The organism is Achromobacter sp. 01N37 (genome assembly GCF_056399725.1).
On record NZ_JBFTRX010000021.1, the window covers coordinates 24,441 to 50,801 of the forward strand.

A 26,361-nucleotide genomic window follows, 5' to 3' on the forward strand; every position below is an offset into this window, starting at 1 on the left:
CCATGATCAAGCTGAAACACATCGCTCGCGCCTGCAAGAGCAAGAACGCCGGGCCCTTCCACATCACGCTGGACATCATGTTCGACAAGCCCGCGCTGTTCGAAGCCGTGCGCGCAACCGGCGTCATCAATGCCGAACTGATCGCCGAGCTGTATCACGTGCGCCCTGAAGACGTGCTGTTCACCGAGTACGCCCCGGCGCTGGCCTGGAAAGCCACTTTGCGCCGCCGTATCCCGTCGGGTGCGGTGGGCGACACGGACGTGTATGGCGCGCAGCAACATGCGCCGTTGCTGGATATTGAAGTGCCTTTGGACATCGCAGCATAGCGAGGCCGGCCGGGGCGAGCGCGCCCCGGTTTCCACGAAGAACCAAGCAATGCCGCCAGGCAATGCACCAATAAGTGCCCCCAAGGAGACAACCATGAAAAAAAGCCTGTTGCTGTCCGCCCTGCTGCTTGCGCCCGGCCTTGTGCCTGGCGTATCGCAGGCCCAGGAAACCCTGAAAGTTGGTGCGCTGGTCACGCTGTCTGGCGCTGGCGCCGCGTGGGGCCAGGCCATGCTGTACGCGGCCGAGCTGGCCGCCGATGACGTCAACGCCAAAGGCGGGCTGGAGGTCGGGGGCAAGCGCTACAAGGTGCAGATCATTCCGTATGACGACAAGTACCAGTCCAACGACGCCGTCACGGCCGCCAACCGGCTGATCTCGGACGACAAGGTCAAGTACATCATTGGCCCCACCGGTTCCGCGCCCGCACTGGCCGTGGCGCCGCTGACCGAACGCGAGAAGGTCATCACGATGACGCTGGGCTTCACCGCCAAAGCCTTGAGCCCGGAAAAGCCGTTTTCGTTTCGCCCCAACCTGACGACCGAGGAAACGTCCTACCCGTCGATCGAATGGATGGTCAAGGAATACAAGCTGAAGAAGGTGGGCGCGCTGTTCCCCAACGATGAATCGGGCCAGCAGATTTCGCGCGACTTGGAAAAGGCCTACGAGAAAGCCGGCTCGCAGATGTCGTCCAAGGAATTCTTCGAACGCCAGCGGGTGGACATGGTGCCGCTCTTGACGCGCATGCTGGCGTCCGGCATTGACGCGATCGAGCTGGATGGCAATTCCCCGGCGACTGCCGGCCTGATCGTGCGCCAGGCGCGCGAACTGGGCTTCAAGGGCCGCATCGTGCGTAACGGCGGCCCGGCAACGCCGGAGATCGTCGCGGTAGCCGGCAAGCCGGCCACCGAAGGCATGCTGGTGGGTTCCCTGACCGATCCGGACAGCAAGGCGGTGTCGGACTACGCGCAGCGCTATCAGGACAAGTACAAGAAAAAGATGAACGGCTTCAGCCCCGCTTTCTACGACGCCACGCACATGCTGTTCGCGGCGATGCAGTCGGCAGGCACGGTGGCCGATTCCGACAAGGTGCGCACGGCGCTTGAACAGCTGAAAGACTACCCCGGCATCCAGGGCAAGTTGAACTGGGGCGGCAAGGCGCGCTACGGCATCGACCACCAGGTGGAAGCGCCCTTCTTCATCTCCGAGGTCAAGGACGGGCAGGAAGTGATCCGCGCGCGTTGCTCGGTCAAGGTTTGCGAAACCATCAACCGGTAGGCGGCCATGAGCGTATCCACCCTACTTGCCCAGGCGCTGGTCAACGGCGTCATCATCGGCCTGCTGTATCTATTGATGGCGGTGGGCTTCACGCTGGTGTTTGGCGTCATGCGCATCGTGAACTTCGCCCATGGCGAGTTCTACATGCTGGGCGCCTTCTCCGCTTATCTGCTGGTATCGCACTATCAGATGCCCTTCATCGCCGCCGTCGGCCTGGCCTTTGTCATCGCCCTGGTGCTGGGTTGGGTGATCGAAGAACTGGTGCTGAAACCGTTCCGGCACGACGAGCTGAACGGCATGATCGCCACCATTGGTCTGGCCATGATCTTGCAGGCTGGCGCCTTGATGCTGTACGGCCCCGACCCGCAATTCATGCCTTCGGTTGCCGACGGCATCCTGACGATTGGCGGCGTGGTGCTGCCCATGTCGCGGCTGTATGTGGTGGCCTTCTCGGTGGCGGTGCTGGTGGCGCTGTACGTATTCCTGGGCCATAGCCGCAACGGCCGGGSGCTGCGCGCCGTCGTGCAGGACATGGAAATCGCCACCGCGCAGGGCATCCGGGCGCGGCTGATCTATCCGCTGGGCTTCGGCATCGGGGTGGGGTTGGCCGCGATTGCCGGCGCGCTGATGGCGCCGCTGTTCTCGGTGTCGCCGTTCATCGGGGCGACGCCGCTGCTCAAGGCGTTTGTCGTCGTCATCCTGGGCGGGCTGGGCAGCATTCCTGGCGCGGCGCTGGCCAGCCTGCTGCTTGGCGTGACCGAGAGCGTGGCCAGCACCTTCATGAACAACAGCATTGCCGAGATCCTGATCCTGGTGCTGGTGATGCTTGTCCTGGTCTTGCGCCCGTCGGGGTTGCTGGGCCGGGCGGAGGCCTGACATGAACCATACCAAAGCACTGCGTTCTCTAGCGGTGACGCCGCCGCGCCGCGCGTTGCGGCCCAGCAGCATCGCCGGATTGATGGCGCTGGTCGCCCTGGCCGTCTTGCCGCTGGCCTTGAACGACGCGTTCTACCTGCATCTGGCCATCTTCATCTGCCTGAACGCCATCCAGGTCAGCGGCTTGTCGCTGCTGGCGCGCACAGGACAGGTCTCGCTGTGCCACGGCGCATTTGCGGGCATCGGCGCTTACGCGTCGGTGGCCGTGGTGATGGGTGCGGGCCTGCCGTTTGCCGCTGGCTTGCTGGTCGCGGTGGTGGCCAGCGCGGCGTTCGCCTGGCTGCTGGGCGCGATCGTGCTGCGCCTGCGCGGCGTGTACTTCGTGCTGGTGACCTTTGCGTTCGGCGAACTGGTGCGGCTATGCCTGCTGGAAGGCGACACGGTAACAGGCGGCGCAAACGGCATCACAGGCATTCCGCCCGCGGCGCTGTTCGGCTACGTGTTTTCCACCAAGGCGTCGTTCTATTGCCTGGCCGTCGTCATCACTGCCGCCGTGTTCTTCCTGCTGCATCGGCTCTACCGCTCACCTGCCGGCCATGCCGTTGATGCGGTTGGTGAAAACGCGAACCTGGCGGAAGCCAGTGGCCTGGGCGTGCGCGGCACGCAGACGTTTGCGTTCACGCTGGGCAGCGCGCTGGCTGGGCTGGGCGGCGCGTTGACGGCGCATTACCTGGGCTATGTGTCGCCCGAGTCGTTCAACATGCACTTGTCGGTGGCGCTGATCATCATGATGGTCGTGGGCGGGCGCGCCTATCTGTTCGGGCCGCTGGTGGGCGCGCTGGTCATGACGCCGTTGCCCGAGCTGTTCCGGGGCGCGGTGGAAACGCAGAACATTTTCTATGGCGCGGCGCTGATCCTGATGTTGCGCTTTCTGCCTCAAGGCTTAAGCAGCCTGGGACGCCGCGTGGGAGACAAGCGATGAACGCGCTATTGCAGGTGGACGGGTTGTCGAAGCAATTCGGCGGCTTGAAGGCGGTGTCGGGTTTGAGCTTTTCGGTGGCGCGTGACGAAGTGGTCGGCCTGATCGGCCCCAATGGCGCGGGCAAAAGCACCGCCTTCAACCTGATCACGGGCACCATCCGGCCCAGCGCGGGCAAGGTGCGGCTGGATGGCCGCGACATCACGGGCATGTCGCCCAGCCGCGTCGTGCGGCATGGGCTGGCGCGCACGTTTCAATCCGCGTCGGTCTATCCGGGCGCAACGGTGGTCGAGAACATTCATCGCGGCGCCTTGGCCACCCTGCCCGGCTCAATCTGGACGCACGGCATCAACACGGCGGCGCAACGCGAGGGTCTTGCGCGCATCCACCGTGAAGTGGACGACGTGCTGGAACTGACCGGGCTAGGCCCTTTCCGCGATGTACAGGCGGGCGGGCTGGCCTATGGGCACCAGAAGAAACTGGGCGTGGCCATCGGCATCGCGACGCGTCCCAGCGTCTTGCTGCTGGACGAACCCGCGGCCGGCCTGAACGGCGAGGAATGCGCCGAGTTCGGCCGCTTGCTCAAACGCCTGCAACACGAACGCCACTTGTCCCTGCTGCTGGTGGAACACCATATGGCGCTGGTCATGGAGCTGTGCCAGCGCATCGTTGTGCTGGTGCAAGGTGAAAAGGTGGCCGAAGGCACGCCGGACGCCATCCGCCAAGACACCGCCGTCATCGAAGCCTATTTGGGAGCCCCCGACTATGCCCACTCTTGAAGCGCGGCAATTGGCCGTCAGCTACGGCCCGCTGACGGCCGTGCACGACGTGTCGTTCACCGTGGAAAACGGCCAGATCCTGGCCTTGGTCGGCTCCAACGGCGCAGGAAAAAGCTCCACGCTGAAAGCGCTGATGGGCTTGAAGCCGCTGACGCGCGGCACGTTGCATTGGGACGGCCAGGCCATCACCACCCTGCCCGCCGCCGCCCGCGTGCGTAATGGCATCGCGTTGTCACCGGAAGGCCGGCGGCTGTTTCCCCGGATGTCGGTGCTGGAAAACCTGCAAGTCGGCGCCCATACCGTGGGCAGCGCCACCACGCGCCGCCGCACGATGGACCAGGTGTACACGCTGTTTCCGCGCGTGGCCGAACGGCGCGCGCAGATGGCAGGGTCGCTGTCGGGCGGCGAACAGCAGATGGTGGCGATCAGCCGCGCGCTGATGGCGCAGCCGCGCTTGCTGATGCTGGACGAACCCACGCTGGGGCTGGCGCCGAAGATCATCGCGGAAATTGCGCAGGCCATTCTGACGCTGAACCGCGAGGGCGGGTTGTCGATCATTCTGGTTGAGCAGAATGCCCGGCTGGCTCTGCGTTTGTCGCATCACGCCTGCGTGCTGGAGCAAGGCAAGGTGGTGCGCACCGGCACGGGCGAGGCTCTGCTGCAAGACGACTTCATTCAGAAATCTTACCTAGGCGCCGAGACCCGACATGACTGAACACGCCCTTCCCGAATACGAGGTGTACGCGTTGCGCTTTGCCAGCATGACGCGGCGGCAGACCGAGAACTTCATCTTTCGCGACGAGCACGATGGCGTCGTCGAAATGGACTTCTTTGTCTGGCTGATCCGCCACGGCAAGACGGCCATTCTGGTGGACACCGGCTTCGGTGAACGCAGCGCCACGGCGCGCAAGCGGCCGCTGGAATGCTGCCCCATCGATGCGCTGCGCCATCTGGACGTAGACCCGAGCGCGATCCGCGACGTGGTGCTGACGCATCTGCACTGGGACCACGCGGGCAATCTGGACAAGCTGCCCAACGCCACCTTTCACGTGCAAGATGCCGAGATGTCGTTTGCCACGGGCCGCTGCATGTGCGAGCCGGTGCTGCGCCGCGCCTTTGCCGTGGAAGATGTGTGCGACGTGGTGCGGCGCGTGTATGAAGAACGCGTGTGCTTTCATGACGGCGACGATGCGCTTGCGCCCGGCGTGGAGCTGCTGCACGTGGGCGGCCACACCAAGGGCTTGCAAGCGGTGCGCGTGCATACGGCGCGCGGCTGGGTGGTGCTGGCCTCCGACGCCGCACACTACTACGCCAACATGACGCGCCGCATCCCCTTCCCCGTGGTGATAGACGTGGAGCAGATGCTGGCGGGCCACGCCCGCTTGCTCAAATGCGCCACCACGCCCGACCACTTCGTGCCGGGGCATGACCCGCTGGTGCTGGCGCGCTATCCTCACGTCGAAGGCGTGCCCGTGCCCATCGCCTGCCTGCACCGCGAACCGGCTCCCTTGCGTTGAACTTCCGTTTCAGGAACCTCACGACCATGCACCACGCTTCAACTCTGACGCCGCCGTCGGCCAACCCTGCCCAGGCGCTGGCCCGGTTTGCGCACGCACTCACCCCCGCTGCCTTGCCCCAAGCCGTACGCGACAAGTCCACCCAACACATTCTGGACGCCATCGGCCTGGCGTTCGCGTCTAGCACGTTTCCCTTTGCGGGCCCCGCGCTGGCGGGCATCCGTGCGGCTGGCGCGCCGGGAGAGGCAACGGTCGTCGGCGCCAACATGGCGTTAGCCCCGCGCGACGCTGCGCTGGCCAACGGGTACTTGATGCACGGCCTGGATTTTGACGATACGCACCCCGCCGCCATCGTCCATCCCACCGTCGCCTGCCTGCCCGCCGCATTGGCCATCGGCCAGGCCACCGACGCGCGCTGGGGCGATGTGCTGGCCGCCTACGCCGCCGGCATGGAAACCGCCATCCGGCTGGGCCGCGCGGTCAAGGGCGGCTTTCACCACGTGGGGTTTCACGCGACGGGCGTGGTGTCGCACTTCAGCTCGGCGGTGGTCGCCGGAAAGTTGCTGGGCCTGACCGTGCCGCAATTGGTGGCCGCCCAAGGCATCACCGCCAGCACCGCGTCCGGCGTGCAGGTGTTTCTGGAAACCGGCGCGTGGACGAAAAGCATGCACCCGGGCTGGGGCGCCATGGCCGGCATTACCGCCGCGCACATGGCGGGCGCGGGCTTTCACGGCCCTGACCGGCCCTATGAAGGCAAGTTCGGTTTCTTCGACGCGTACCTGCAAGYGCGCGCGGCCGAGGTCGATGCCGACTCCATCGCGCAAGATCTGGGCCAACACTGGACGTTGCTGGAAACTGCGATCAAGCCGTATCCCGTATGCCACTTCATTCACGGCGCCGCCGAAGCCGCGCTGGCGTTGCGCGCCGACGTGGGGGACGTGAGCCAGATCACACGCATTGAATGCGAATTGCCCGCGCAAACCTTGCCCATCGTGGCCGAACCCCACGCGTCAAAAATCTTGCCGCGTTCCGACTACGAAGCCAAGTTCAGCGCGCAATTCGTCGTCGCCGCCTGCCTGCTGCGGGGCCGCTTCACGCTGGCAGAACTGGACGACGCCAGCCTGGCCGACCCCGCCATTCTTGCGCTGGCGGCCAAGGTGCAATGCGCGGTGCAGGCCGACACCGCGTTCCCCAAGTATTTCTCGGGCGCGCTGCGCGTGCATCTGAAGAACGGTTCGGTGTTGCACCGCCATGTGCCCATGAATCTGGGCAGCGGCGAACGCGCGCTCAGCCTGGACGACATCGCGGCCAAGTTTCGCGCCAACGCCGCATTGCGGCTGCCGGCCGACCGCGTTGAGACCATTCTGCAAGCGCTGCTGGCGGCCGATGACGATACGCCGGTACGTGAGCTGGCCGGTCTGCTGGGCTGACGGGTGGATGGGCGGACGGGCGGATGGGCGGATGGGCGGATGGGCGGACGGGCGGATAGGGGCTATGCTGCGCCACATCCCACCGGGATGGGCTATGGCCCGTCTCGCCCCGAACCACGAGGCAAGCCGTCATGGACATGAAGCAGTTGCGTTACTTCGTCATGGTCGCCGAGGAGCTGAGTTTCAGCCGCGCCGCCGAAAAGCTCAATATGTCGCAGCCCCCACTGTCCCTGCACATCAAGCTGCTAGAGGAAGAGCTGGGCGTGCAATTGCTGAACCGCACGCGCCGCGAGGTCAAGCTGACTGACGCCGGCGCCGTGTTCCTGCGCGAAAGCCGCTTGCTGCTGGGGCAGATGCGCACGGCGGTGGGCGCTGCCGTAAGGGCTGCGCAAAGCGATGCGGGCGTGTTGCGGCTGGGGGTGGCCACGTCTGCGCTCTTCAATGTGCTACCGCGTTTTCTGGCGATGATCAAGGCCGCCTACCCCGGCGTGGAGGTGTCCGTTGCGGATATGCAATCGCATGATCAGGTGTCGGCCGTGACGCATGGGCAAATGGATATCGGCATCGTGCACGTGCGCCCCGACCGCAGCAAACTGATGCGCGTGCCGATTCTGCGCGAGCCGCTGGCCGTGGTGCTGCCCTTGGGACACCGCCTGGCCACGGGCGATTTCGCGTTGTCGGAACTGGCGGAAGAACCGATGGTTTCCTTGGCGCGCGAGAGCGGCCCGGCGGTGTTCGACGCCATCGTCGCATCTTGCTACGAGGCCGGCTTCAGCCCGTCGTTCAAGCACACCGCCCGCAATCCGCTGACCATTTTTCAGATGGTTCGGCTGGGGTTCGGCGTGGCGCTAGTGCCGCGCGCGTACGCGTCCAGCGCCTATCCCGGCGTGTGCTTTCGCGAACTGGCGGGCACCGCCGGCCAGGTGCGCATGGAAGCCATCTGGAGCGACAAGCATGCGTCTGACCTGACGCGGCGCATCGCTACGCAACTGCTGCCGCGTCTGGCCGAGCCCGATTAGCCGCGCCCGTCGATCAGCTTGACCGTCACCGGGTGATAGTTCTGCGCATAACCCGCATCGCGCGCCCGGCACATCAGGTCGTGCGCGTACTGGGCGATGTGCGGTTTGAAGTCGGCGCTATCGGCCAACGCCAGCGCCAGGCTCGCGTCCTTGATGGCGTAGGTCAGCGGAAAGGTCTTCTCGGGAAACTCATCCTTGGCCATCGACTTCATGCCGTGGTTGCGCAGCACGAAGCTGTCGGCCGACCCTTGCGACAAAAGTTCGAACAGCTTTTCGCCATCCATGCCGCTGCGCCGCCCGATCGTCAGCACTTCGGCCAGCGCGTTCACCGTCATGAACACCATCATGTTGTTCAGGATTTTCAGAATCTGGCCGCTGCCCGTGTCCCCACAATGCAGCACGTCCGAGCCCATGCATTCCAGCATGGGGCGCAAACGGGCAACGTCCGCTTCGCTTCCGCCCACGCTGATCATCAAGGTGCCGGCTACCGCGGCCTGCTTGGTGCGTGCCACCGGCGCGTCCACGAAGCCGATGCCGGCCTCGCGCAGCCGCGCCGCCAAGGCGCGGGTGCGCGCCACGTCGCTCGTGCTCATGTCCACGATCATGCCCGGCCGTTTGGGCGACGCCAGAATCTCGTCCACCACCGACTCCACCTGGTCGATCGACGGCAGAGACAAGAACACAATGTCGGAGTGACCGGCCACGTCAGCCACCGACGCCGCCGCCTGCCCGCCTTGCGCAACCACGCGCGCCACGGCATCGGCCGCGCGGTCATACACGTGCACGGGCTGGCCCGACTTGCGCGCCAGATTGATGCTCATGGGTTCGCCCATCACGCCCAGGCCAATAAAGCCCAAGTTCAGTTGTTCTTTCATCACTGCTCCTGTTTCGAATTGGGTAACGCGCCGCGCAGGATCAATCTGCCTTGATGCGGGCGGCGCTGATCAAGGTTTTGTATTTGCTGAATTCGCTAGACGCGTACTGGCCGAACTCGTCGGGCGATGAGCCCACGGGCTGGAACGAAATCGACGCCAGCTTTTCGGCAACAACGGGGTCGCGCAACGCCAGGCGCACTTCTTTCTGCACCCGGTTGACGACGCTTTGCGGTGTGCCGGCGGGCGCCCACAAGCCGTACCAGCTGGGCATATCGAAACCGGGGAAACCGCTTTCGGCAACGGTAGGCAGGTCGGGCAGCGAGGCCAGGCGCTGGTCGCTGGTGACCGCCAACGCGCGCAGCCGGCCGCTTTGCACATGCGGGTAGGCGGACGCCATGGGTTCGATCATGGCGGAGACATGCCCGCCCATCAGATCCACCAGCGCAGGGCCGCCGCCCTTGTACGGAATCACCGGCATGTCGACTTTGGCTTCGACGTTGACCAATTCACACGCCAGATGGCCGGCCGCGCCAAACGCGGCGATGGCCCACTGCACTTCGCGCGGTCGCTTGCGGGCGTCGGCGATCAGGTCGGCCACCGTGCGGTACGGACTGTCGGCCTTCACCACCAGCAATTGCGGCAACGCGCCGATTTCGGTGATGGGCACAAAATCATTGATGGCGTCGTAAGTGGCGGTGGTCAGCAACGAGGGGTTGGCCATCTGCAACGACGCGTTCAGCAGCAGCGTGTAGCCATCGGGCTTGGCTTGCTTGACGTGCTGCGCGCCGATCACGCTGCTGGCGCCGGGCCGGTTTTCGATGACGACCGGCTGGCCCAGCTGCTTTTCCAATTGCGGCGCCAGCGTGCGCGCCACGGTGTCCACCGAGCCGCCAGGCGGAAACGGCACCACCAGCCGAATGGGGCCGGCCGGGTAGCCGCCCTGCCCCGTGTTGGCCAAAGCCGGCCCCATCAGCGCCAGCGCACACACCGCCGACAACAGCGAACGGCGTGACAGCCCGACGCGAAGACCGCGCGGGTCGCGTTGTTCTTTGTTCATGTCTCGTCCTTGGTTGCGATGCGATCAGGTCCGGATGGCGAACGGGTCGCGCACGTCGTTGGAATAATCGATCATCACGTTGCGCGTGGTCAGGTATTCCTTTAAACCTGCCTCGCCGCGCTCGCGTCCAATGCCAGATTCCTTAAAGCCGCCAAATGGCGCCTGCGCGCCCAACGCGCGGTACGTGTTGACCCAGACCGTGCCGCTTTGCATGGCGCGCGACACGCGCAACGCCCGGTTCAGGTCGCGTGTCCACAGACCTGAGGCCAGGCCGTAGCGGCTGTCGTTGGCCATGCGGATGGCGTCGTCTTCGGTGTCAAACGGAATGATGGCCAGCACCGGGCCGAAGATTTCTTCCTGCGCCAGGTGGCTGGCGTTGTCGACGTCGGCAAAGATGGTCGGTTCGATGAAGTAGCCGCTTTCCAGACCGGGGCCGCGTGCGCGTCCGCCACCGCACACCAGGCGTGCGCCTGCGCTTCTTGCCGTTTCGATGGCGTCCAGGATGCGGCGGAATTGCGGCTCGTTGGCCACCGTACCCATTTCGGTTTCCGGGTTGGCCGGGTCGCCCAGCCGGATGCGGCCGGCGCGTTCGGTCAGGCGTGCAACCACTTCGTCATACACGCCGCGCTGCACCAGCAAGCGCGAACCGGCCACGCAGGTTTGGCCCGTCGCGCCGAAGATGCCGGCCAAGGCGCCGACGACGGCACGTTCCAGGTCGGCGTCGTCAAAGATGATGTTGGGGGATTTGCCGCCCAGTTCCAGCTTCACGGGAACCAGCCGGCGCCCGGCCATGGCGGCGATTTCGCGGCCCACTTGCGGGCTGCCGGTGAAGCTGACGAGCGCCACGCCCGGGTCTTCGACAAGAGCCCGGCCGGTACGTGCGCCGCCAGTCACCACATTGAAAACGCCCGGGGGAAAGCCCGCTTCCTCGACCAGCGCCGCAAATTCCAGGGTGGATGCCGATGCATGCTCAGACGGTTTGACGACCACGCAATTGCCCGCAGCCAATGCCGGCGCGAGCTTATTGGCCAGCAACGCCAACGGCGAATTCCACGCGGTGATCAAGGCCACCACGCCGTAGGGTTCCAGCGAGACATAGTCCAGCGTGTTGGGCTGGTCCAGCGGCACATGCTGGCCGAACAGCTTGTCGGCATAGCCTGCGAAGTAGCGCAGCTGGCGCCCTACCCACAGCATCTGCGGCCGGGTTTCGCGAACGATTTTGCCGTTGTCACGGCTTTCGATCGCCGACATGCGGTCGGCCGACGCTTCGATCAGCCCCGCCAGCTTGTGCATCAATGCGGCGCGTTTCACGCCCGGCGTATCGCGCCAGACGGTCTGAAAGCAGCGGTTGGCGGCGGCCACCGCCTGGGCGACGTCTTCCGGACCGGCATCCGGAATTTCGGCCCAGACTTCGCCCGTATAGGGGTTGGTGCTTTGCAGCATCCGCCCGTCGGCGGCAGGCACGCGACGGCCGTCCACGACCAACTGATAACGCTGTATCACGCTTGTCTCCTTGATGTTTTACGTCGGCGTCTGGTGCGCCGCGTCCCCGGCTAAGGGGGCAAAAGGAGTATGGAAGGCGTGCGTGCTTCTCGTCTAATACTGTTTTAAGACTTCTGTTATTTCGAACTGGCGATTACGGCGGCGGCTCGGAGGGTGAGCGCCGCCGCGTAGGCGATAGGGCCGTTGGCGGCGGCCCGCTTTTGCTCAGTCGATGCGGCCAATCGACGCGCCCGCTGCCACCGCCTGCCCCGGCGCGGCTTCGTGCTTGAGCACGCCGTCGCGATGGGCCAGCACCTGCATTTCCATCTTCATGGCTTCCATCGTGGCGATCAGGTCGCCTTGCTTGACGGTGGCGCCGTCGCCGGCTTTCCAGGCCTGGATGGTGCCGGCAATGGGGGCCGCCACGCTTTGCGCGCTGGCCGTGGCCGCCGCATTGCCAACCGCACTGTCGCCCGCTGCCGCTGCGCCTGCGGATTGCAGGCCGCGCAGCAACTCGGCCGGAAGCCCGAGCGACACGCGCTTGCCGTCAATCTCCACCGCCGTGCGGTGCAGGTTCACCGCGCCCAACGGCGCCGGACGCACGGCGGCTTCCAGGTCGTTGGCAAAATCGGTTTCGATCCAGCGCGTATGCACCTTGAAGCTGGCGCCATCGCCCAGGAAGTCGTCATGCGCCAACACCGCGCGATGAAACGGCAGCACCGAGGCCACGCCGTCGATACGGAATTCCGCCAGGGCGCGGCGGGCGCGGGCAATGGCTTGTTCGCGCGTGGCGCCCGTGACGATCAGCTTGGCCATCAGCGAATCGAACGTGCCCGGAATGGTCGAGCCCGATTCCACGCCGCTGTCCACACGCACGCCCGGCCCCGACGGCGCGGCGAAGGTGGTGATGCGGCCCGGCGACGGCAGGAAACCCCGGCCCACGTCTTCGGCATTGATGCGGAATTCAATGGCGTGGCAACGCGGCGCGGGCGCGGCGTCGATTTGCAGCGGCAGGCCATCGGCAATGCGCAGCTGCTCCACCACCAGGTCCAGCCCGCAGGTTTCTTCGGTGACGGGGTGTTCCACTTGCAGACGCGTGTTGACCTCCAGGAACGAAATGGCCCCCGACGCGCTCAGCAAAAATTCCACGGTGCCTGCGCCCACATACCCGGCGTGCGCGCAGATGTCGCGCGCCGATGCATGGATGCGCTGGCGTTGGTCGTCAGACAGGAACGGCGCGGGCGCTTCTTCCACCAGCTTCTGGTTGCGGCGTTGCAGCGAGCAATCACGCGTGCCCAACACCACGACCTTGCCGTGCTGGTCAGCCAGCACCTGCGCTTCGACGTGGCGCGGATGGTCCAGGAATTGTTCAACGTAGCATTCGCCACGGCCAAAGGCGGTGACGGCTTCGCGCACGGCCGACTCATAGAGTTCGGCCACGTCTTCCATGCGCCATACCACCTTCAGGCCGCGGCCACCGCCGCCAAACGCCGCCTTGATGGCAATCGGCAAGCCGTGTTCTTGCGCAAACGCCAGCACGTCTTCGGCGCCAGTGACGGGGTCGGCCGTGCCAGCCACCAGCGGCGCGCCGACTTCGAGTGCGATCTTGCGGGCCTGGACTTTGTCGCCCAGACGTTCGATGGTGTCGGGCGACGGGCCAATCCACGTCAGGCCAGCACCGATGACGGCGCGTGCAAACACCGCGCTTTCCGACAGGAAGCCATAGCCCGGGTGCACCGCGTCTGCGCCGCTGCGGCGCGCCGCGGCAAGCAGCTTGTCGATGTTGAGATACGTGCCGGCCGGGCGGTCGCCGTCCAGGCCGTAAGCCTCGTCGGCCATGCGCGCATGCAGGGCGTCGAAATCGGCATCCGCGTAGACGGCGACGGACTTCACGCCGTAGTCGGCGCAGGCGCGGATGATGCGGACGGCGATCTCGCCACGGTTGGCAATCAGGACTTTCTTCATGGCTGGCATGGGTCTGGTTAATTCGTTGTGACCGGCGCGGCGGGGACATCAACCGGGACGAAGTCGGAAACGGGGTTGAAGCGCACACGCGCGCCAATGGGAATCTGCGCCGCGCGGTCCAGGTGCCAGGGGGCAACGGAACCGATCACCGGGTAGCCGCCCGTGAGCGGATGGTCGGCCAGAAACAGCACGGGTTGGCCGCTGGCCGGCACCTGAATCGAGCCTTTGCGCGTGCCCTCGCTGGGCAGTTCGGCGTGGTTGGCGCGTTGCAGCGGCGTATCGCCATTCAGGCGGATGCCGACGCGGTTGGATTGCGGGGTGACGGTCCAGGCTTGGCGCGACAACAACGCCACGGCATCGGCATCGCACCAATCGGTGCGCGGCCCCAACACCACGTCCAGCACCACCTCGGTGTTCTGAACAGGCAAGTCTGCCGCGGGCAATTCCGGCGCGCCCACGATAGCGCCCTGCCCGGCCGGCAGAATGCCAATGCGGTCGCCAGCGGCCAAGGGCTCGGGGCCTACGCGGGCCAGGGTATCGGTAGACCGGCTGCCCAGCACGGGTTCAATATCAAAGCCGCCGCGCACCGCCAGGTAATAGCGGATGCCGGCGTCGGGCTGGCCCAGCGACAGCGTGTCGCCGTCGTTCAAGGCAATGGCTTGATGGCCAGGCACGGACCAGCTGGCGCCAGACGCATCACGCAACGTCAGTTCGCCACGCGCGCCCGTCACGGCGACCACGCACGCGCCATGCGCACGCATTTGGAATCCGCCGTAGACGATTTCAATGCAGGCATCGCCGGGCGCATTGCCCACAAGCCGGTTGGCGGCGCGYAACGCGCCGCGATCCATCGCACCCGATGCGGCCACGCCCTGGCGCGCCTGGCCGGGGCGGCCCAAGTCTTGGAACACGGCTTGCAGGCCGGATGCCACCACGTCGATTGCCGGCGATCCGCCAGCCATGCGCGGGGCGCTGGCGGACGCGGTTGCGGCCGGGGTGTCGGACGCGGCAGGCAACGGGCCGGCGTCGATGAACCGGACGCGGTAACCGGGTTGCAGCAAGGCGGGCGTCTCGCGCGACAAGTCCCACATGGGGGTCGGCGTCACGCCAAGAATCTGCCAGCCGCCGGGGCTGGCTTGCGGGTACACGCCGCTGAAGGTGCCTGCCAGCGCCACGGCGCCAGCGGGAATACGGGTGCGCGGCGTCTTGCGGCGCGGCACATCCAGCGTGGGGTCGCCACCGCTTAAGTACGCGAAACCCGGCGCAAAGCCGGTGAACGCCACGCTGTAGGTGCCGCCCGTGTGCCGGCGCACGACCTCGTCGCGCGTGATGCCGAGCAGGCCGGCCACGTCGTCCAGGTCTTCGCCGTTGTAGTGCACGGGAATTTCAACGAGCTTGCCGTCGCGTGCGACGTGGCCGCTGGTGTCGCGGCTGCCGATGTCGGCAATGAGCGCGTCGCGGGTCACGGCTTCCGGGCGGAAGATGACCAGCACGGTGCGCGCAGCCGGCACCAGCTCGGTCACGCCAGGAATCGGCTGCGTCTGTAGCGCGGCGAACAGGGCCAGCGTCTGCTCAAGATCGTCAAGCTCAACGAGCAGCGCATCGGTGTTTACGGGCAAAAAGCGCACGCAGTCTCCTAGACGGAAATTTCCGGGGCAACGTCAATGGTCAGTGGGAAATGGCGGCAGATAAGCGTTCAGGCCGCGTCAGCAAACGATTGGATCGCCACGCCAGCTTGCTCCAGGCGGCGGCGCACTTCACGCGCCATGTCCACCGCGCCGGGGCTGTCGCCGTGTACGCAGATGGAATCCGCTTGAACGCGCGTCAGGCTGCCGTCGATTGCTTCAACAACGCCCTCTTCCACCAGACGCAGCATACGCTGCGCAACCGCTTCCGGATCATGCAGCACGGCGCCCTTTTCACGGCGCGACACCAGCGTGCCTTGCGGCGTATAGGCGCGGTCGGCGAAGGCTTCCGCCACCACACGCAAGCCGCGTTCGCGCGCCAGCGGGATCAGCGGCGAACCGGCCAGCGCCACCAGAATCAGCGACGGATCAATCTCCAGCATGGCCGTGATGACGTCGTTGCCCTGGCGCGCGTCGTGCGCAATGGTGTTGTACAGCGCGCCATGCGGCTTCACGTAGCGCACCGGAACGCCGGCCGCGGCAGCCAGGCCTTTCAGGGCGCCGATCTGATAGATGACATCGGCGATGAGGTCGGCGCTGGCCACATCCATATTGCGGCGGCCAAAACCGGTCAGGTCCGGATAGGACACGTGCGCGCCCACGGTCACGCCATTGGCGGCGGCCGCTTTCAGTGTGGTCAGGATGCCGGCCGGGTCGCCCGCATGAAAACCGCAGGCCACGTTGGCGCTGGAAACCACCCGAAGCATTGCGGCGTCGTCGCCCATGCTCCAGGCGCCCAGGCTTTCGCCCAAGTCGCTGTTCAAATCAATCCGTGCCATGTCACTATTCTCAATTCACCGGCGGGTAGACAGCTGTAGAACCGTAGTTACAGATGTGTTCTACAAAACGGATTGAATAGTAGATCAGAATAGACACGACTGCCTATCAGTATTTGCCCCAGCACAGTACGAAAAAGGCAACATTGAGGGACAAAATAGCGGGGCTGTCGGATACACTCCGGTTTTTCCCCCGCCCATTCGTGCCCATGATTGATCCGAACGCGCACCAGACCCTGACCGATAAAGTCACCGAACAGATCCGACGCCGTTTGATCAATGGCGAGTTCGCGCCCGGACAACGCTTGTCCGAAGCGACGCTGACGCAGAGTCTGGACGTATCGCGCAATACCTTGCGCGAAGCGTTCCGCAATCTGACCAAGGAAGGCTTGCTGACGCATTCGCCTAACCGGGGCGTGGCGGTGGCGGTACCCAGCATGGCGTCCATCATCGACATCTACCGCGTGCGGCGCATGATTGAATGCCAGGCGCTGGCGCAGGCTTACCCGCACCACCCGGCGCGCCAGCGCATGCGGCAAGCGGTGGACAGCGCCCTGGCCTGCCGCGAACAACAAGACTGGACGGGCCTGGGCACCGCCAACATGGCCTTTCATATGGCCATCGTGGAACTGGCCGACAGCGACCGCCTGAACGCCATGTTCTCGTTGCTGCTGGCCGAGCTGCGGCTGGTCTTCGGCTTGTTGCAAGACCCGGAATTCCTGCACGCGCCCTACGCCGAAATGAATGCGCGAATCTTGCGCTGGGTGGAAGCCGGTGAGTTCGGCGTGGCCGCCGATGCGCTCAAGGACTACCTGGCGCAGTCCGAGCGCATCGTGCTGGCCAGCTATGCGCGGCGCGTGGGCGGCGACGGCGGCTGAACGCGCCACGACCGCAGCGCATCCACCACCACAAACGCCAGCAGGCTCACGCCCATCACCGGCAGGCACCATCCCAAGGCCACCGCCAAGGCCGCCGCCGTAATGCGGCCCGGCCACGACAGGCCCGCCCAGGCTTGCGTCAGCGTTTGCGCCGTTGCACCCGCCGCCGGCCGGCGCAGCCACCACATGCGGTAGCCCAGCACAATCATCACGGTCAGCGCGATGCCAATGGCGCCCATCAGCAGCTGATTCGGCCAGCCGAACAGAATGCCCATGTGCATGTCGACGCCCCAGCGGATCAGTTTGGCGATCAGCGGAAAGGTGGCGAAATCGGCACGGCTGGTGATGGTGTAGGTGGCCGGATCAATCGCGATGGTGTCGACCTGCGTGGGCCAGGAACGGTCCACTTCACGCACCGTCCACGCCTGGTCCGCCGTGCGCGGCGGCCGGATTTCCAGCTGATTGCTGTCAATGCCGCCTTGGCGGGCCGTCTGCAAGATGCGGTCGATATCGCCCGCCGCGGCCGGCGTCGGCATGGACATCGAAGCCATTCCCGCCATGCCGCCGTGATGATGCGCGTGTTCGCCGCCCGCCTCCGCAGGCGCTGCTTGGCCCGCCGAATCCCCCGCCACCGGCAGTTTCAACGACACCGACGGCGTGATCCAGCCCAGCTGTGCGCGCAGTTGATCCACGCGTCCGCCCGCCCAGTTCGACCACGTCAAACCCGTGGCCGACAAGAACATCAGGCCCACCGCCAGCCACAAACCCAGCAGCGTATGCCAGCGCCGCGTGCGCAAGCGCGGGCTGCGCGCCGTGTTGGCGGCAGCGGCACGGCAGCGGCCGGCCAGCCACAGCACCAGCCCGCCCAAGGTGGCCAGCCACATCCAGGACGCGGCCAGTTCGCTGTAGTTGCGGCCCAGTTCGCCCAGCATCAGGTTGCGATGCAGATAGTCCAGCGTGGTGCGAAACGGCAACGTGCCGCTGGTGCCGTAGACGATCATGTCGCCCTTGATGTCCAGCGTGGCCGGGTCGACGAACAGCGCCCGGCTTTCAGAATCGCCCAGCCCCGGCTGCGTGAACATGACCCGGGTGGTGTCGCCTGGCCCCGGCGCGGGGCGCACGGCGAACAGACGTGGCCCCTCGCCGATGCGGGCGCGCGCGGCGTCGACCTGTTTGGCCAGCGGCTGGGCCGGGCCGGTGGACGACGTGCGGAGCTGGTCTGCATAGAGCAGGCTTTCGATCTGGGGCGTCAGCACGAACAGCGTGCCAGTCACGGCGGCCACCAGGATGAAGGGGCCGACGAACAGCCCAATGTAGAAATGCAGGCGGGTGATCAGCGCCAGCACGGCGCTGCGTCCCGCCGTTTGCGCGCGCGCAGGCGCGGCGGCGGGGGAATCCAGGGTTTGGGTGGACATGGAAGCCTCGAATACAGATGTCGAATACGGATGCCGAATAGGAATTCGATCCGGGTTTCAAATACGACGGCGCAGCCCTGCCCGGGCGGCCGTCACGTGCGCGATGCGCGCACAACAGAAACGGTTATTCGAAAATCGAGGGAGGCGCCCGCTGCCCCAGCGGGGGACCTGCGGCGGGCATGGGCGGACGCGGGCTGTCCGCCAGAAACGGTTTCTGCGCCAGCCAGCGCAACAGCATGGGCGCCAGCGCCACAACCGGCGGCACGTCCAATACCTGATGGGCACTTAAGCCGAACGGGCACTCTTGCCCCGCCCCGCTCGTGTCGCCATGGCCAGCGCCAGGGTCATGGTGGCCATGATGCGGGTCCAGCTGCGGGTCTTGGTGCGGGTCTTGATGCAGGCCTAGCTGTGGGTCTTGATGTGGGACTTGATGATGGCCTTGCTGCACGGATAGCGCCTGAAGCGCCGCCAGCGTCCCGCCACCCGCCGAGCAGAATCCCAGCGCCAGCCGCCCTTGCCGCAACGCGTCCGCATCCGGCATATAACCCACCGGCACCCAGGCGCGCGCCACCAGCAACAGCAACAACAACAGCCGCCCGACATCGGCGGCTGTGGCAAAGCGGGGGAATCGACAGGAAAAACCGGGTCGCATGCGTCCTATCCGTGGCGCCAGAAATTGCCAGCGCCAAGGCGGCATTTTACTCAGGCTGTCTGGGCGCGCCACCTGTTGCATTCTGCTTGCGGTTGCCCTCTTTCGAGCATAAATTGATCGAACCCGTTTTTTTCAATGGACACATTGCGTGCCCGGGAAGAACTCGGCGTCGAAAGGTTGTTTTTTATCTTTTAAGCCCGCGAGGAGCGTTGCGATGAAAGTGAAACACCTGCTAGCCCCGACAGCCGTTGCGCTGTCACTGCTGTTCACCACGCCTGGCGTGGCCCAACCCGCCGATCCGGCGCCCCTGATTACGGGGAAGCAATGGACGGAATCAGACGCCAGCCACAAGAAAGCCTTTCTGCTGGGCGTTGCCAACCTGCTGCAAGTCGAACGCGCGTATCAAGACAAGCGCAAGTTGAACGATACGCAGACCTTGGTTCCCCGGTTCTCGACCGGGCTGCAAAACCAGACACTGGACTCGGTGCGCGAGAGTCTGGACAGATGGTATGCCGCGAATCCCGCGAAGCTTGACCGCCCCGTGATGGAGACGCTGTGGTTTGAGGTCGTCGCACCTGGCGCGAAGCGCAAGCCTTGAAGGAGCCCATCATGAAAATGATTCGAACACTAGCCATCGGCATTGCAATTGGCACGCTTGCCGCCTGCACGAACATGACGCCCAAGCAGCAAGGGACGGTGTCGGGCACGGCCATCGGCGCGGCCGCGGGCGCGGGCATTGCCGCCATTGCGGGCGGCAGCGCCTGGACGGGCGCCGCCATCGGTGGTATTGCGGGTGGCGTCGCGGGCAATATCCGCGGGGGCAATTCGGGGTACTAACGCCACCGGTTATGGATGCGACCCCTCGCCCGGCGTTCGGATCGTTCGTGATCCGCGCCGGGCGATTTAGTTGGGCTTGACGCGCCGCCTTGCTGCGTGGGCGGTTTGCTGTCCCTGCGTATTTCTACCCTCGCCTATTTCTGCTGTTCCCGCCACGCCTGGTACTTGGCCTGGTTTTCCTGATTGGGCGGATACAGCCCCGGCAGTTTTTCTCCTGCTTCGACCTGCTGCATGATCCAGCCTTCCAGCCGTTCCTGCTCGATGGCGATTTCCACCACTTCGTCCAGCAGCGCCGCCGGAATCAGCACCCCGCCGTCGCGGTCCAGCACGATGACGTCATTGGGAAACACGGCCACGCCGCCGCAACCCACGGGTTCCTGCCAGCCCACGAACGTCAAGCCGGCTACCGACGGTGGCGCCGCCGCGCCGCTGCACCAGACGGGCAGCCCGGTGCCTTCCACCCCTTCCAGATCCCGCACCACGCCGTCCGTCACCAGCGCCGCCACGCCGCGCTTTTGCATGCGGGCGCAAAGGATGTCGCCAAAAATACCCGCGTCCGTCACGCCCATGGCGTCGACCACGGCAATGCACCCTTCTGGCATGTCTTCGATGGCCGCCCGCGTGGAAATGGGCGATGCCCATGACGCGGGCGTGGCCAGGTCTTCACGGGCCGGCACGAAGCGCAGCGTGAACGCACGCCCCACTATCCGCTTGGCGCCAGGCGCCAACGGCTGCGCGCCACGCAACCACACGTTGCGCAAGCCTTTCTTGAGCAGCACGGTGGTCAGCGTGGCGGTGGTGATGCCGGACAGGGCCTGGACGACACGAGCGTCCAAGGGCTGGGGTGCAATCGTCATGATGCGAATTCTCCGAAGGTTGCCTTGAATGGTTGTTGATTGTGGCTCCAGACAAACCTCGGCACAACGTTGATTTTGCAGATTCAGAAAACGCTTTTTCTATCATTGCGGAGGGGTTTGCTCGCGGCATCGCGCCCGGCAATATTGATTAACCGGCATGTCTATTTTTTGGGGACGCATGAGAATCACAGGAGTAGGCATAAACAACCGCTTTTCTTGTGTCTTTGAACAGCCCCCAGGTCCGTAATATCGCACGACCTTAATCGCTGTTTTATTCAAATTGATAAATGCACGATTGATTGGCCCGATTCGCGGCAACCCGGTTTCTGCACGATGAAAAATAAATAACCGGTCCGTGAAGTTATCGCTTGATTTTTTGCTTCAGATTTTTTTGCTTCAGATTCCACGGCGCGGCTCCGATCCTGATGCCAGGACGCATGCAACGTGCCGTCTTGCTCGATTTATTTCCCTTGGTCTGCGCCATGGCTTTCAACGTTGCCCGCCGTGATTGCTGCCGCCCCTATAAATTGTTGAAAAGCGAAAATGCCTCCTTATCCCCTGAAACGACAGTCGACAATCCTCGCCTTGCGTGCGATCGGCCTGACTGGTGCGTATGCGCTTAGTTTGTTATCAGCATCACCAGCGATGGCCCAGTTGACCACCTGGAACGGATCGCAAAGCAGCCAATGGCAAGACGCGCTGAACTGGACGCCGAATACGCTGCCGACCCTTTCGAGCTTTCTCTATATCAATAGCGTGACACCCAATGCTCCTGTCATTGATAACGTCAGCGCACAGGCCGGCACCGTGTTTTTGGGCGCCGTTGGCGGGCCTTCGCTCACCGTGCAAAACGGCGGACAGTTAACCAGCGACTCAGCCATTATTGGCAATTCCAATAATGGTCTGGTTCCCGGCATGGAGCTGGAAAGCGGCACGGCCACGATCACCGGCATCGGTTCGAAATGGACGGCCACGTCGTTCAGCGTAGGCTTTATCGGCACCGGTACGATGACGGTGTCGTCGGGCGCGCAAGCCATTTCGTCACAAACCGCCATGCTGGGCGGCCATCTTGGCGCAGACGGCACGCTGAACATCTCGGGCGCGGGCACCAATTGGCAGTCCGGGCAGATCACGGTGGGCGCTGACGGCAAAGGCACCTTGACGATTTCCGATCAGGCAACGGCCCAAAGCGCCAGCCTGCTGGTGGGGGCCAACACCGGTTCCACTGGCACGGCGCTACTCACCGGCGCCAGTACGACGCTACAGACAACCCAGGACGTCTCGGTTGGCGCGGGCGGCATCGGTACGCTTGAAATCCGGGACGGCGCCACGGTCACCGCCGGCACCCGCACCAGCATTGGCATCAGGAATGGCGGCGTGGGAACGGTGTTGATCTCTGGCGCCGGCAGCCGCTTGTCATCGTTGAATAATTATGTCGCCGTAGGCGGCCAGGATGGGTCCAAGGGCACGCTCGCCGCCAGCAGCGGCGCGGTCGTTGACGCGTACCAAGTCATCGTCGGCTACGAAGCAGGAAGCCAAGGCACCGTGACCGCCGACGGCGCAAATACCAAGCTGAAGACATCGGGCGCGTTCCTGGTGGGCTTTCTGGGCGACGGCACCACCACCCTGACGAACGGCGCCACCATCGAGACCGCCAACCGGGTACGCATCGCCGATTCGGCAGGTTCGACCGGCATCTTGAACATCGGCGCTGCCGCGGGCGATGCCGCCACCGCGCCGGGCAACGTGCAGGCCGCGCTGGGCGTGCGCTTTGGCAATGGGGATGGCACGCTGGTGTTCAACCATACCGGCACCGACTACCAGTTCAACAGCTCCATCAATTCCATCAGTCCGGGAATGGGCGCCATCAACGTGCTGGCGGGCAAGACCACCCTGACCGGCGATTCAAGCGGCTTCAGCGGTCAGACTCAAGTGCTGGGCGGCACCCTGGCCGTCAATGGCGTCTTGGGCGGTGGGCTTACCGTGGCCAGCGGCGCAACGCTGCAAGGCGGTGGCCAGGTCGGTACGACCCTGCTGCAAAGCGGCGCCATCCTTGCGCCGGGCCAAGCGGGCACCACCTTGAAAGTGGCCGGTGACCTAACGTTCTCGCCCGGCACGATTTATCAGGTGACGGCGGATTCGCAATCGTCCGCAAGCTCGCGCGTGGCCGTCACCGGCACGGCGAATCTGGCCGGGTCGGTGGTGCATGTTGGCCCGGACAGCGGCTTTCAGACGCAACGGCAATACACCATCCTGACGGCGGGCGCCGTCAACGGGCAGTTCGGCGCGGTGACCTCGGGTTACGCCTACCTGGACCCGGCCTTGCAATACGACGCCCAGAACGTGGTGCTGCAACTGGGCCGCAAGCAAGTGCCGGTGGACCCGGGGTCGCCCCAAACCCCGGACACGCCCACGCGTCCCATCGCATTCGCCGACGGTGCGCAAACGGGCAACCAACGCGCCGTCGCCAACGCGCTGGACAGCTTGCCGGCCAGCGACGCCCTGCACAATTACATCCTGACGTTGCCGGAAGGCGCGACGGCCGCGGCGTTCAACAGCCTGTCGGGCGAAGCCCACGCGAGCGTTACCTCGACGCTTACCAGTTTGAACACCACCGTGCGCACCGTGCCGTTGTCGCACCTGCGCGCCAACCTGGGCGCGGGCATGGTGCCGGGCGCCCCCACGGCGCAAGCCGGCGGCACGCTGTCGGCGTCGGCACTGCCCTCTTCCGCCGCGCAGCCCGCCTGGGCCGAAGTCATTGGCAACTGGCAGACCCTGAAAGGCAACAGCGATGCCGGACAGGTACGCCAGAACACGGGCGGCGTCTTTGCAGGCGTTGACCATGCCTTGGGTGGTGGCTGGCGCCTGGGCGGCGCCTTGGGATTCACCGACGGCAATGTGCGCGTGGACGACCGCTCGTCCAAGGCGGACGTTGCCGGCTATACCGCGGCGCTGTTCGGCGGCAAGGTGTTTGAAGCTGGCCCCGGCAAGCTGAACCTGATGGCGGGCGCGTCCTACACCTGGCACGACATCTCGACCGAACGCTACGCCAGCGTGGCCGGCGCATCGCAAAAATTGACGGCCGATTATGGCGCCAGCACCACGCAGCTGTTTGGCGAACTGGGATACGCGCTGCCCGTGTCGGACCGGATCAGTCTTGAGCCCTTTGCCGGCCTGGCATGGAGCGACACGCGCACCCGTGGCTTCTCGGAGTCGGGCGGGTCAGCCGCCCTGCGTGGGCAAAGCAATAGCGACACGCAGACCACCAGCACGCTGGGCTTGCGTGCACTGACGAACTTTACCGTCGGCCGCACCGAGAGCCGTTTGCAAGCCACGCTGGGCTGGCGCCATGCCTTTGGCGATGTACTGCCGCAAACCACCATGGCGTTCGATGGCGGCCAAGCCTTCACCGTGGCCGGTGCCCCCATCGCCCGCGATGCCGCCTTGGCGGAGCTGGGGGTGGAAGCGGCCCTTACCAAGAACGCCACCATCGGCCTGACCTACAGCGGCCAATTCGGCGGCGGCAATCGGGAAAATGCGGGTTCCCTGCATATGACCTGGAAGTATTGAGGGCGGACTCGTCGTAAAGGCGGCCCCGCGCGGGCAAGCCAGCAAGCAGCATCACCCTCCGCGCGCCTGGGGCATATTTGCGCCCCAGGCACGCGACTTGCGGACGAGCTGAATTTTCCACGCCCGGAGAGTTCATGCCCGCCCCCACCGACGATTCCCCACGGACGTTGACGGTGCTTACCGTCAACACCCATAAAGGATTCACCAGCTTCAACCGGCGCTTCATGCTGCACGACCTGCGTGAAGCCTTGCGCACCGCAGCGCCGGATGTGGTGTTCCTGCAAGAGGTGCTGGGCGAGCACCAGACGCACGCCGAACGGCATCCCCACGCGTGGCCAGCCTTGTCGCAGTACGAGTTCCTGGCGGACACCCTGTGGACGGACTTTGCCTACGGCCGCAATGCCGTGTATCCGGCCGGGCACCATGGCAACGCGATCCTGTCGCGCTACCCCATCGAGCGCTACGAAAACCATGACGTGAGCGTCGACGGCCACGAAGGCCGGGGCTTGCTGCATTGCGTCCTGCGCATACCGGAGTTCGCCACACCCGTGCACGCCATCTGCGTGCATTTGGGCTTGCTGGAACGCCATCGCGGGCAGCAATTGAACGATTTGTGCGAACTGGTTGCGCGCGAAGTGCCTGACGACGAGCCGCTATTGATTGCGGGCGACTTCAACGACTGGCGCCTGAACGCCGACCGCCTGATGCGCGGCTGCGGCACGCAGGAAGTCTTTACGACGCGGCTGGGCCGCCCCGCCCGCACCTTTCCCGCCCGCTGGCCGCTCTTGCGGCTTGACCGCATCTACGTGCGCAACGTGCGCGACTGGCGGCCGGTGCCGCTGGCCTCGCGCGTGTGGTCGCGCTTATCGGACCATGTGCCGATCTCGGCGGAGATTGCGCTATGAACGCGGTGAACCTTGGATGGCGGGAAGGCAACCGCTACACCTTGCTGGAAAACGGCGAGGCGTATTTTCCTGCCGTCAACCGCGCCATTGATGGCGCGCAGAAAGAAGTGCTGGTTGAAACCTTCATTCTGTTCGACGACAAAGTTGGCCAGGCATTGCAGCAGACGCTGATTGCGGCCGCCCAGCGCGGAGTCAGCGTAGACCTGCTGGTGGACGGCTACGGCTCGGACGAGCTGACCCCTGAATTCATCGGCGCCATGACGGACAGCGGCGTGCGCGTACACATATTTGATCCGCGCCCGCGGCTTTTGGGCGTGCGCACCAACGTGTTCCGCCGCATGCACCGCAAGATCGTGGCCGTGGATGGGGTGTGCGCCTTCGTGGGTGGCATCAACTATTCGGCGGACCACCTGCCCGACTTCGGGCCGGAGGCCAAGCAGGACTACGCCATACGAATAGAGGGGCCGCTTGCCGTTGATATTGCGGACTACGCACGAGCTGCACTGGACCGCCCCCGCCCGCGCCGGTGGCGGCGCACCCCGAAAGACACCATGCCTGAAGGCGACGGCGGCGGCCGGCTGGTGGTGCGCGACAACATCGAGCACACCACCGACATTGAACGCTACTACCGCGCCGGCCTGCGTTCGGCCAAGCAGGATGTGCTGATCGCCAACGCCTATTTCTTTCCCGGATACCGCCTGCTGCGAGAACTGGCCAAGACCGCGCGGCGCGGCGTGCGCGTGCGGCTCTTGCTTCAGGGCGAGCCGGACATGCCGGTGGCCCGCCTGGCCGGCACCATGCTGTACGACTACCTGATGAGCGCGGGCGTGGAGATCCATGAATATTGCAAGCGCCCATTGCACGGCAAGGTGGCCGTGGTGGATGACGACTGGTCCACCGTGGGTTCCAGCAACCTGGACCCCTTGAGCCTGGCCCTGAACTTGGAAGCGAATGTGGTCGCCCGTGATGCATCGTTAAACCAGGCGCTGCGAGCCAGCCTGGAACACCTGATTGCACACGACTGCAAGCCCGTCCCCGTCAGCCCGCAACCCAAGTGGGCGCTGCGCCGCTTCTGGATCGGGGTGGTGGTGTTCCACTTTCTGCGGCGTTTTCCGGCGTGGGCGGGTTCTTTGCCGGCCCACAAGCCCCGCTTGCGCACCATCGCGCCCGGTACGCCGGGTGAAGGCGAGGCCGCATGAGGGTAT

The 26,361-nt window shown here is 65.2% G+C and carries 24 protein-coding genes; 15 read left to right on the top strand and 9 right to left on the bottom strand.

What is annotated here, in order from left to right; all coding sequences use genetic code 11:
* Positions 1-2 precede the first annotated feature (2 nt).
* The 9 genes from AC1DSJ_RS28130 (at position 3) to AC1DSJ_RS28170 (ending at position 8,202) form a co-directional block, all read left to right on the top strand.
* Positions 3-326, top strand: a complete 324-nt coding sequence (locus tag AC1DSJ_RS28130; protein WP_054426762.1) for a DUF4387 domain-containing protein — start codon at positions 3-5, stop codon at positions 324-326.
* 94 nt (positions 327-420) lie between these two features.
* Positions 421-1,602, top strand: coding sequence for an ABC transporter substrate-binding protein (locus tag AC1DSJ_RS28135; protein WP_054426763.1), 1,182 nt, complete (start codon positions 421-423; stop codon positions 1,600-1,602).
* 6 nt (positions 1,603-1,608) lie between these two features.
* Positions 1,609-2,478: a branched-chain amino acid ABC transporter permease gene (locus AC1DSJ_RS28140; RefSeq protein ID WP_476760435.1), complete on the top strand. Its 870-nt coding sequence runs from the start codon at positions 1,609-1,611 to the stop codon at positions 2,476-2,478.
* A 1-nt stretch (position 2,479) separates the two neighbouring features.
* A complete protein-coding gene (locus tag AC1DSJ_RS28145) occupies positions 2,480-3,460 on the top strand; it encodes a branched-chain amino acid ABC transporter permease (protein ID WP_054426765.1) in 981 nt (326 codons plus the stop codon).
* Positions 3,457-4,236: an ABC transporter ATP-binding protein gene (locus tag AC1DSJ_RS28150; RefSeq protein WP_441372205.1), complete on the top strand. Its 780-nt coding sequence runs from the start codon at positions 3,457-3,459 to the stop codon at positions 4,234-4,236. The genes AC1DSJ_RS28145 and AC1DSJ_RS28150 overlap by 4 nt, the downstream gene beginning before the upstream one ends.
* Complete coding sequence (locus AC1DSJ_RS28155; RefSeq protein WP_054426767.1) at positions 4,223-4,951, top strand: ABC transporter ATP-binding protein; 729 nt, start codon at positions 4,223-4,225, stop codon at positions 4,949-4,951. Before AC1DSJ_RS28150 ends, AC1DSJ_RS28155 begins: the two co-directional genes overlap by 14 nt.
* Positions 4,944-5,753, top strand: coding sequence for an N-acyl homoserine lactonase family protein (locus AC1DSJ_RS28160; RefSeq protein ID WP_054426768.1), 810 nt, complete (start codon positions 4,944-4,946; stop codon positions 5,751-5,753). The genes AC1DSJ_RS28155 and AC1DSJ_RS28160 overlap by 8 nt, the downstream gene beginning before the upstream one ends.
* Before the next feature lie 26 nt (positions 5,754-5,779).
* Complete coding sequence (locus AC1DSJ_RS28165; RefSeq protein WP_476760436.1) at positions 5,780-7,183, top strand: MmgE/PrpD family protein; 1,404 nt, start codon at positions 5,780-5,782, stop codon at positions 7,181-7,183.
* A gap of 131 nt (positions 7,184-7,314) precedes the next feature.
* Complete coding sequence (locus AC1DSJ_RS28170; RefSeq protein ID WP_054426770.1) at positions 7,315-8,202, top strand: LysR substrate-binding domain-containing protein; 888 nt, start codon at positions 7,315-7,317, stop codon at positions 8,200-8,202.
* On the opposite strand, the gene AC1DSJ_RS28175 is transcribed toward AC1DSJ_RS28170, so the two are convergent.
* The 6 genes from AC1DSJ_RS28175 to AC1DSJ_RS28200 all read right to left on the bottom strand — a co-directional run bounded on the left by AC1DSJ_RS28175 (position 8,199) and on the right by AC1DSJ_RS28200 (position 16,045).
* Positions 8,199-9,077 carry an NAD(P)-dependent oxidoreductase gene (locus AC1DSJ_RS28175; RefSeq protein WP_175168744.1) on the bottom strand — a complete coding sequence of 293 codons (879 nt, stop codon included), beginning with the start codon at positions 9,075-9,077 and terminating at the stop codon, positions 8,199-8,201. The genes AC1DSJ_RS28170 and AC1DSJ_RS28175 overlap by 4 nt on opposite strands.
* Before the next feature lie 40 nt (positions 9,078-9,117).
* On the bottom strand, positions 9,118-10,134 hold the full coding sequence (locus AC1DSJ_RS28180; RefSeq protein WP_054426772.1) for a Bug family tripartite tricarboxylate transporter substrate binding protein: 1,017 nt from the start codon (positions 10,132-10,134) through the stop codon (positions 9,118-9,120).
* A 24-nt stretch (positions 10,135-10,158) separates the two neighbouring features.
* Entirely contained in the window at positions 10,159-11,637 is a 1,479-nt protein-coding gene (locus AC1DSJ_RS28185) for an aldehyde dehydrogenase (RefSeq protein ID WP_338060081.1), read from the bottom strand.
* 204 nt (positions 11,638-11,841) lie between these two features.
* Positions 11,842-13,581: an acetyl/propionyl/methylcrotonyl-CoA carboxylase subunit alpha gene (locus tag AC1DSJ_RS28190; RefSeq protein WP_441372207.1), complete on the bottom strand. Its 1,740-nt coding sequence runs from the start codon at positions 13,579-13,581 to the stop codon at positions 11,842-11,844.
* Between the two features lie 17 nt (positions 13,582-13,598).
* Complete coding sequence (locus AC1DSJ_RS28195) at positions 13,599-15,209, bottom strand: 5-oxoprolinase subunit B/C family protein (RefSeq protein ID WP_441372208.1); 1,611 nt, start codon at positions 15,207-15,209, stop codon at positions 13,599-13,601.
* 68 nt (positions 15,210-15,277) lie between these two features.
* The gene (locus AC1DSJ_RS28200; protein ID WP_054426775.1) at positions 15,278-16,045 is read right to left on the bottom strand and encodes a LamB/YcsF family protein; all 768 of its coding nucleotides are present in this window, start codon (positions 16,043-16,045) and stop codon (positions 15,278-15,280) included.
* Positions 16,046-16,251: 206 nt separating this feature from the next.
* Here AC1DSJ_RS28200 and AC1DSJ_RS28205 point away from each other — a divergent pair, with 206 nt between their 5' ends.
* Positions 16,252-16,920, top strand: coding sequence for a GntR family transcriptional regulator (locus AC1DSJ_RS28205; protein WP_441372209.1), 669 nt, complete (start codon positions 16,252-16,254; stop codon positions 16,918-16,920).
* On the opposite strand, the gene AC1DSJ_RS28210 is transcribed toward AC1DSJ_RS28205, so the two are convergent.
* Positions 16,887-18,335: a PepSY-associated TM helix domain-containing protein gene (locus tag AC1DSJ_RS28210; protein WP_441372210.1), complete on the bottom strand. Its 1,449-nt coding sequence runs from the start codon at positions 18,333-18,335 to the stop codon at positions 16,887-16,889. The two genes, AC1DSJ_RS28205 and AC1DSJ_RS28210, sit on opposite strands and share 34 nt — an antisense overlap.
* A 124-nt stretch (positions 18,336-18,459) precedes the next feature.
* The gene (locus AC1DSJ_RS28215; RefSeq protein WP_441372211.1) at positions 18,460-18,987 is read right to left on the bottom strand and encodes a DUF2946 family protein; all 528 of its coding nucleotides are present in this window, start codon (positions 18,985-18,987) and stop codon (positions 18,460-18,462) included.
* 214 nt (positions 18,988-19,201) lie between these two features.
* On the opposite strand from AC1DSJ_RS28215, the gene AC1DSJ_RS28220 reads away from it, so the two are divergent.
* Complete coding sequence (locus tag AC1DSJ_RS28220; RefSeq protein ID WP_082387214.1) at positions 19,202-19,585, top strand: hypothetical protein; 384 nt, start codon at positions 19,202-19,204, stop codon at positions 19,583-19,585.
* Positions 19,586-19,596: 11 nt separating this feature from the next.
* Positions 19,597-19,824 carry a hypothetical protein gene (locus tag AC1DSJ_RS28225; protein ID WP_054426779.1) on the top strand — a complete coding sequence of 76 codons (228 nt, stop codon included), beginning with the start codon at positions 19,597-19,599 and terminating at the stop codon, positions 19,822-19,824.
* A gap of 134 nt (positions 19,825-19,958) precedes the next feature.
* Here AC1DSJ_RS28225 and AC1DSJ_RS28230 read toward each other — a convergent pair whose 3' ends face one another.
* Entirely contained in the window at positions 19,959-20,681 is a 723-nt protein-coding gene (locus tag AC1DSJ_RS28230; protein WP_175168738.1) for a ribonuclease activity regulator RraA, read from the bottom strand.
* Between the two features lie 645 nt (positions 20,682-21,326).
* Between AC1DSJ_RS28230 and AC1DSJ_RS28235 the strand changes: the two genes are divergently transcribed.
* The 3 genes from AC1DSJ_RS28235 (at position 21,327) to clsB (ending at position 26,355) form a co-directional block, all read left to right on the top strand.
* The gene (locus AC1DSJ_RS28235) at positions 21,327-24,251 is read left to right on the top strand and encodes an autotransporter family protein (RefSeq protein ID WP_441372212.1); all 2,925 of its coding nucleotides are present in this window, start codon (positions 21,327-21,329) and stop codon (positions 24,249-24,251) included.
* A 134-nt stretch (positions 24,252-24,385) separates the two neighbouring features.
* Positions 24,386-25,156 carry an endonuclease/exonuclease/phosphatase family protein gene (locus tag AC1DSJ_RS28240; RefSeq protein WP_441372213.1) on the top strand — a complete coding sequence of 257 codons (771 nt, stop codon included), beginning with the start codon at positions 24,386-24,388 and terminating at the stop codon, positions 25,154-25,156.
* Entirely contained in the window at positions 25,153-26,355 is a 1,203-nt protein-coding gene (gene clsB, locus AC1DSJ_RS28245; RefSeq protein ID WP_082387216.1) for a cardiolipin synthase ClsB, read from the top strand. Before AC1DSJ_RS28240 ends, clsB begins: the two co-directional genes overlap by 4 nt.
* Positions 26,356-26,361 lie beyond the last annotated feature (6 nt).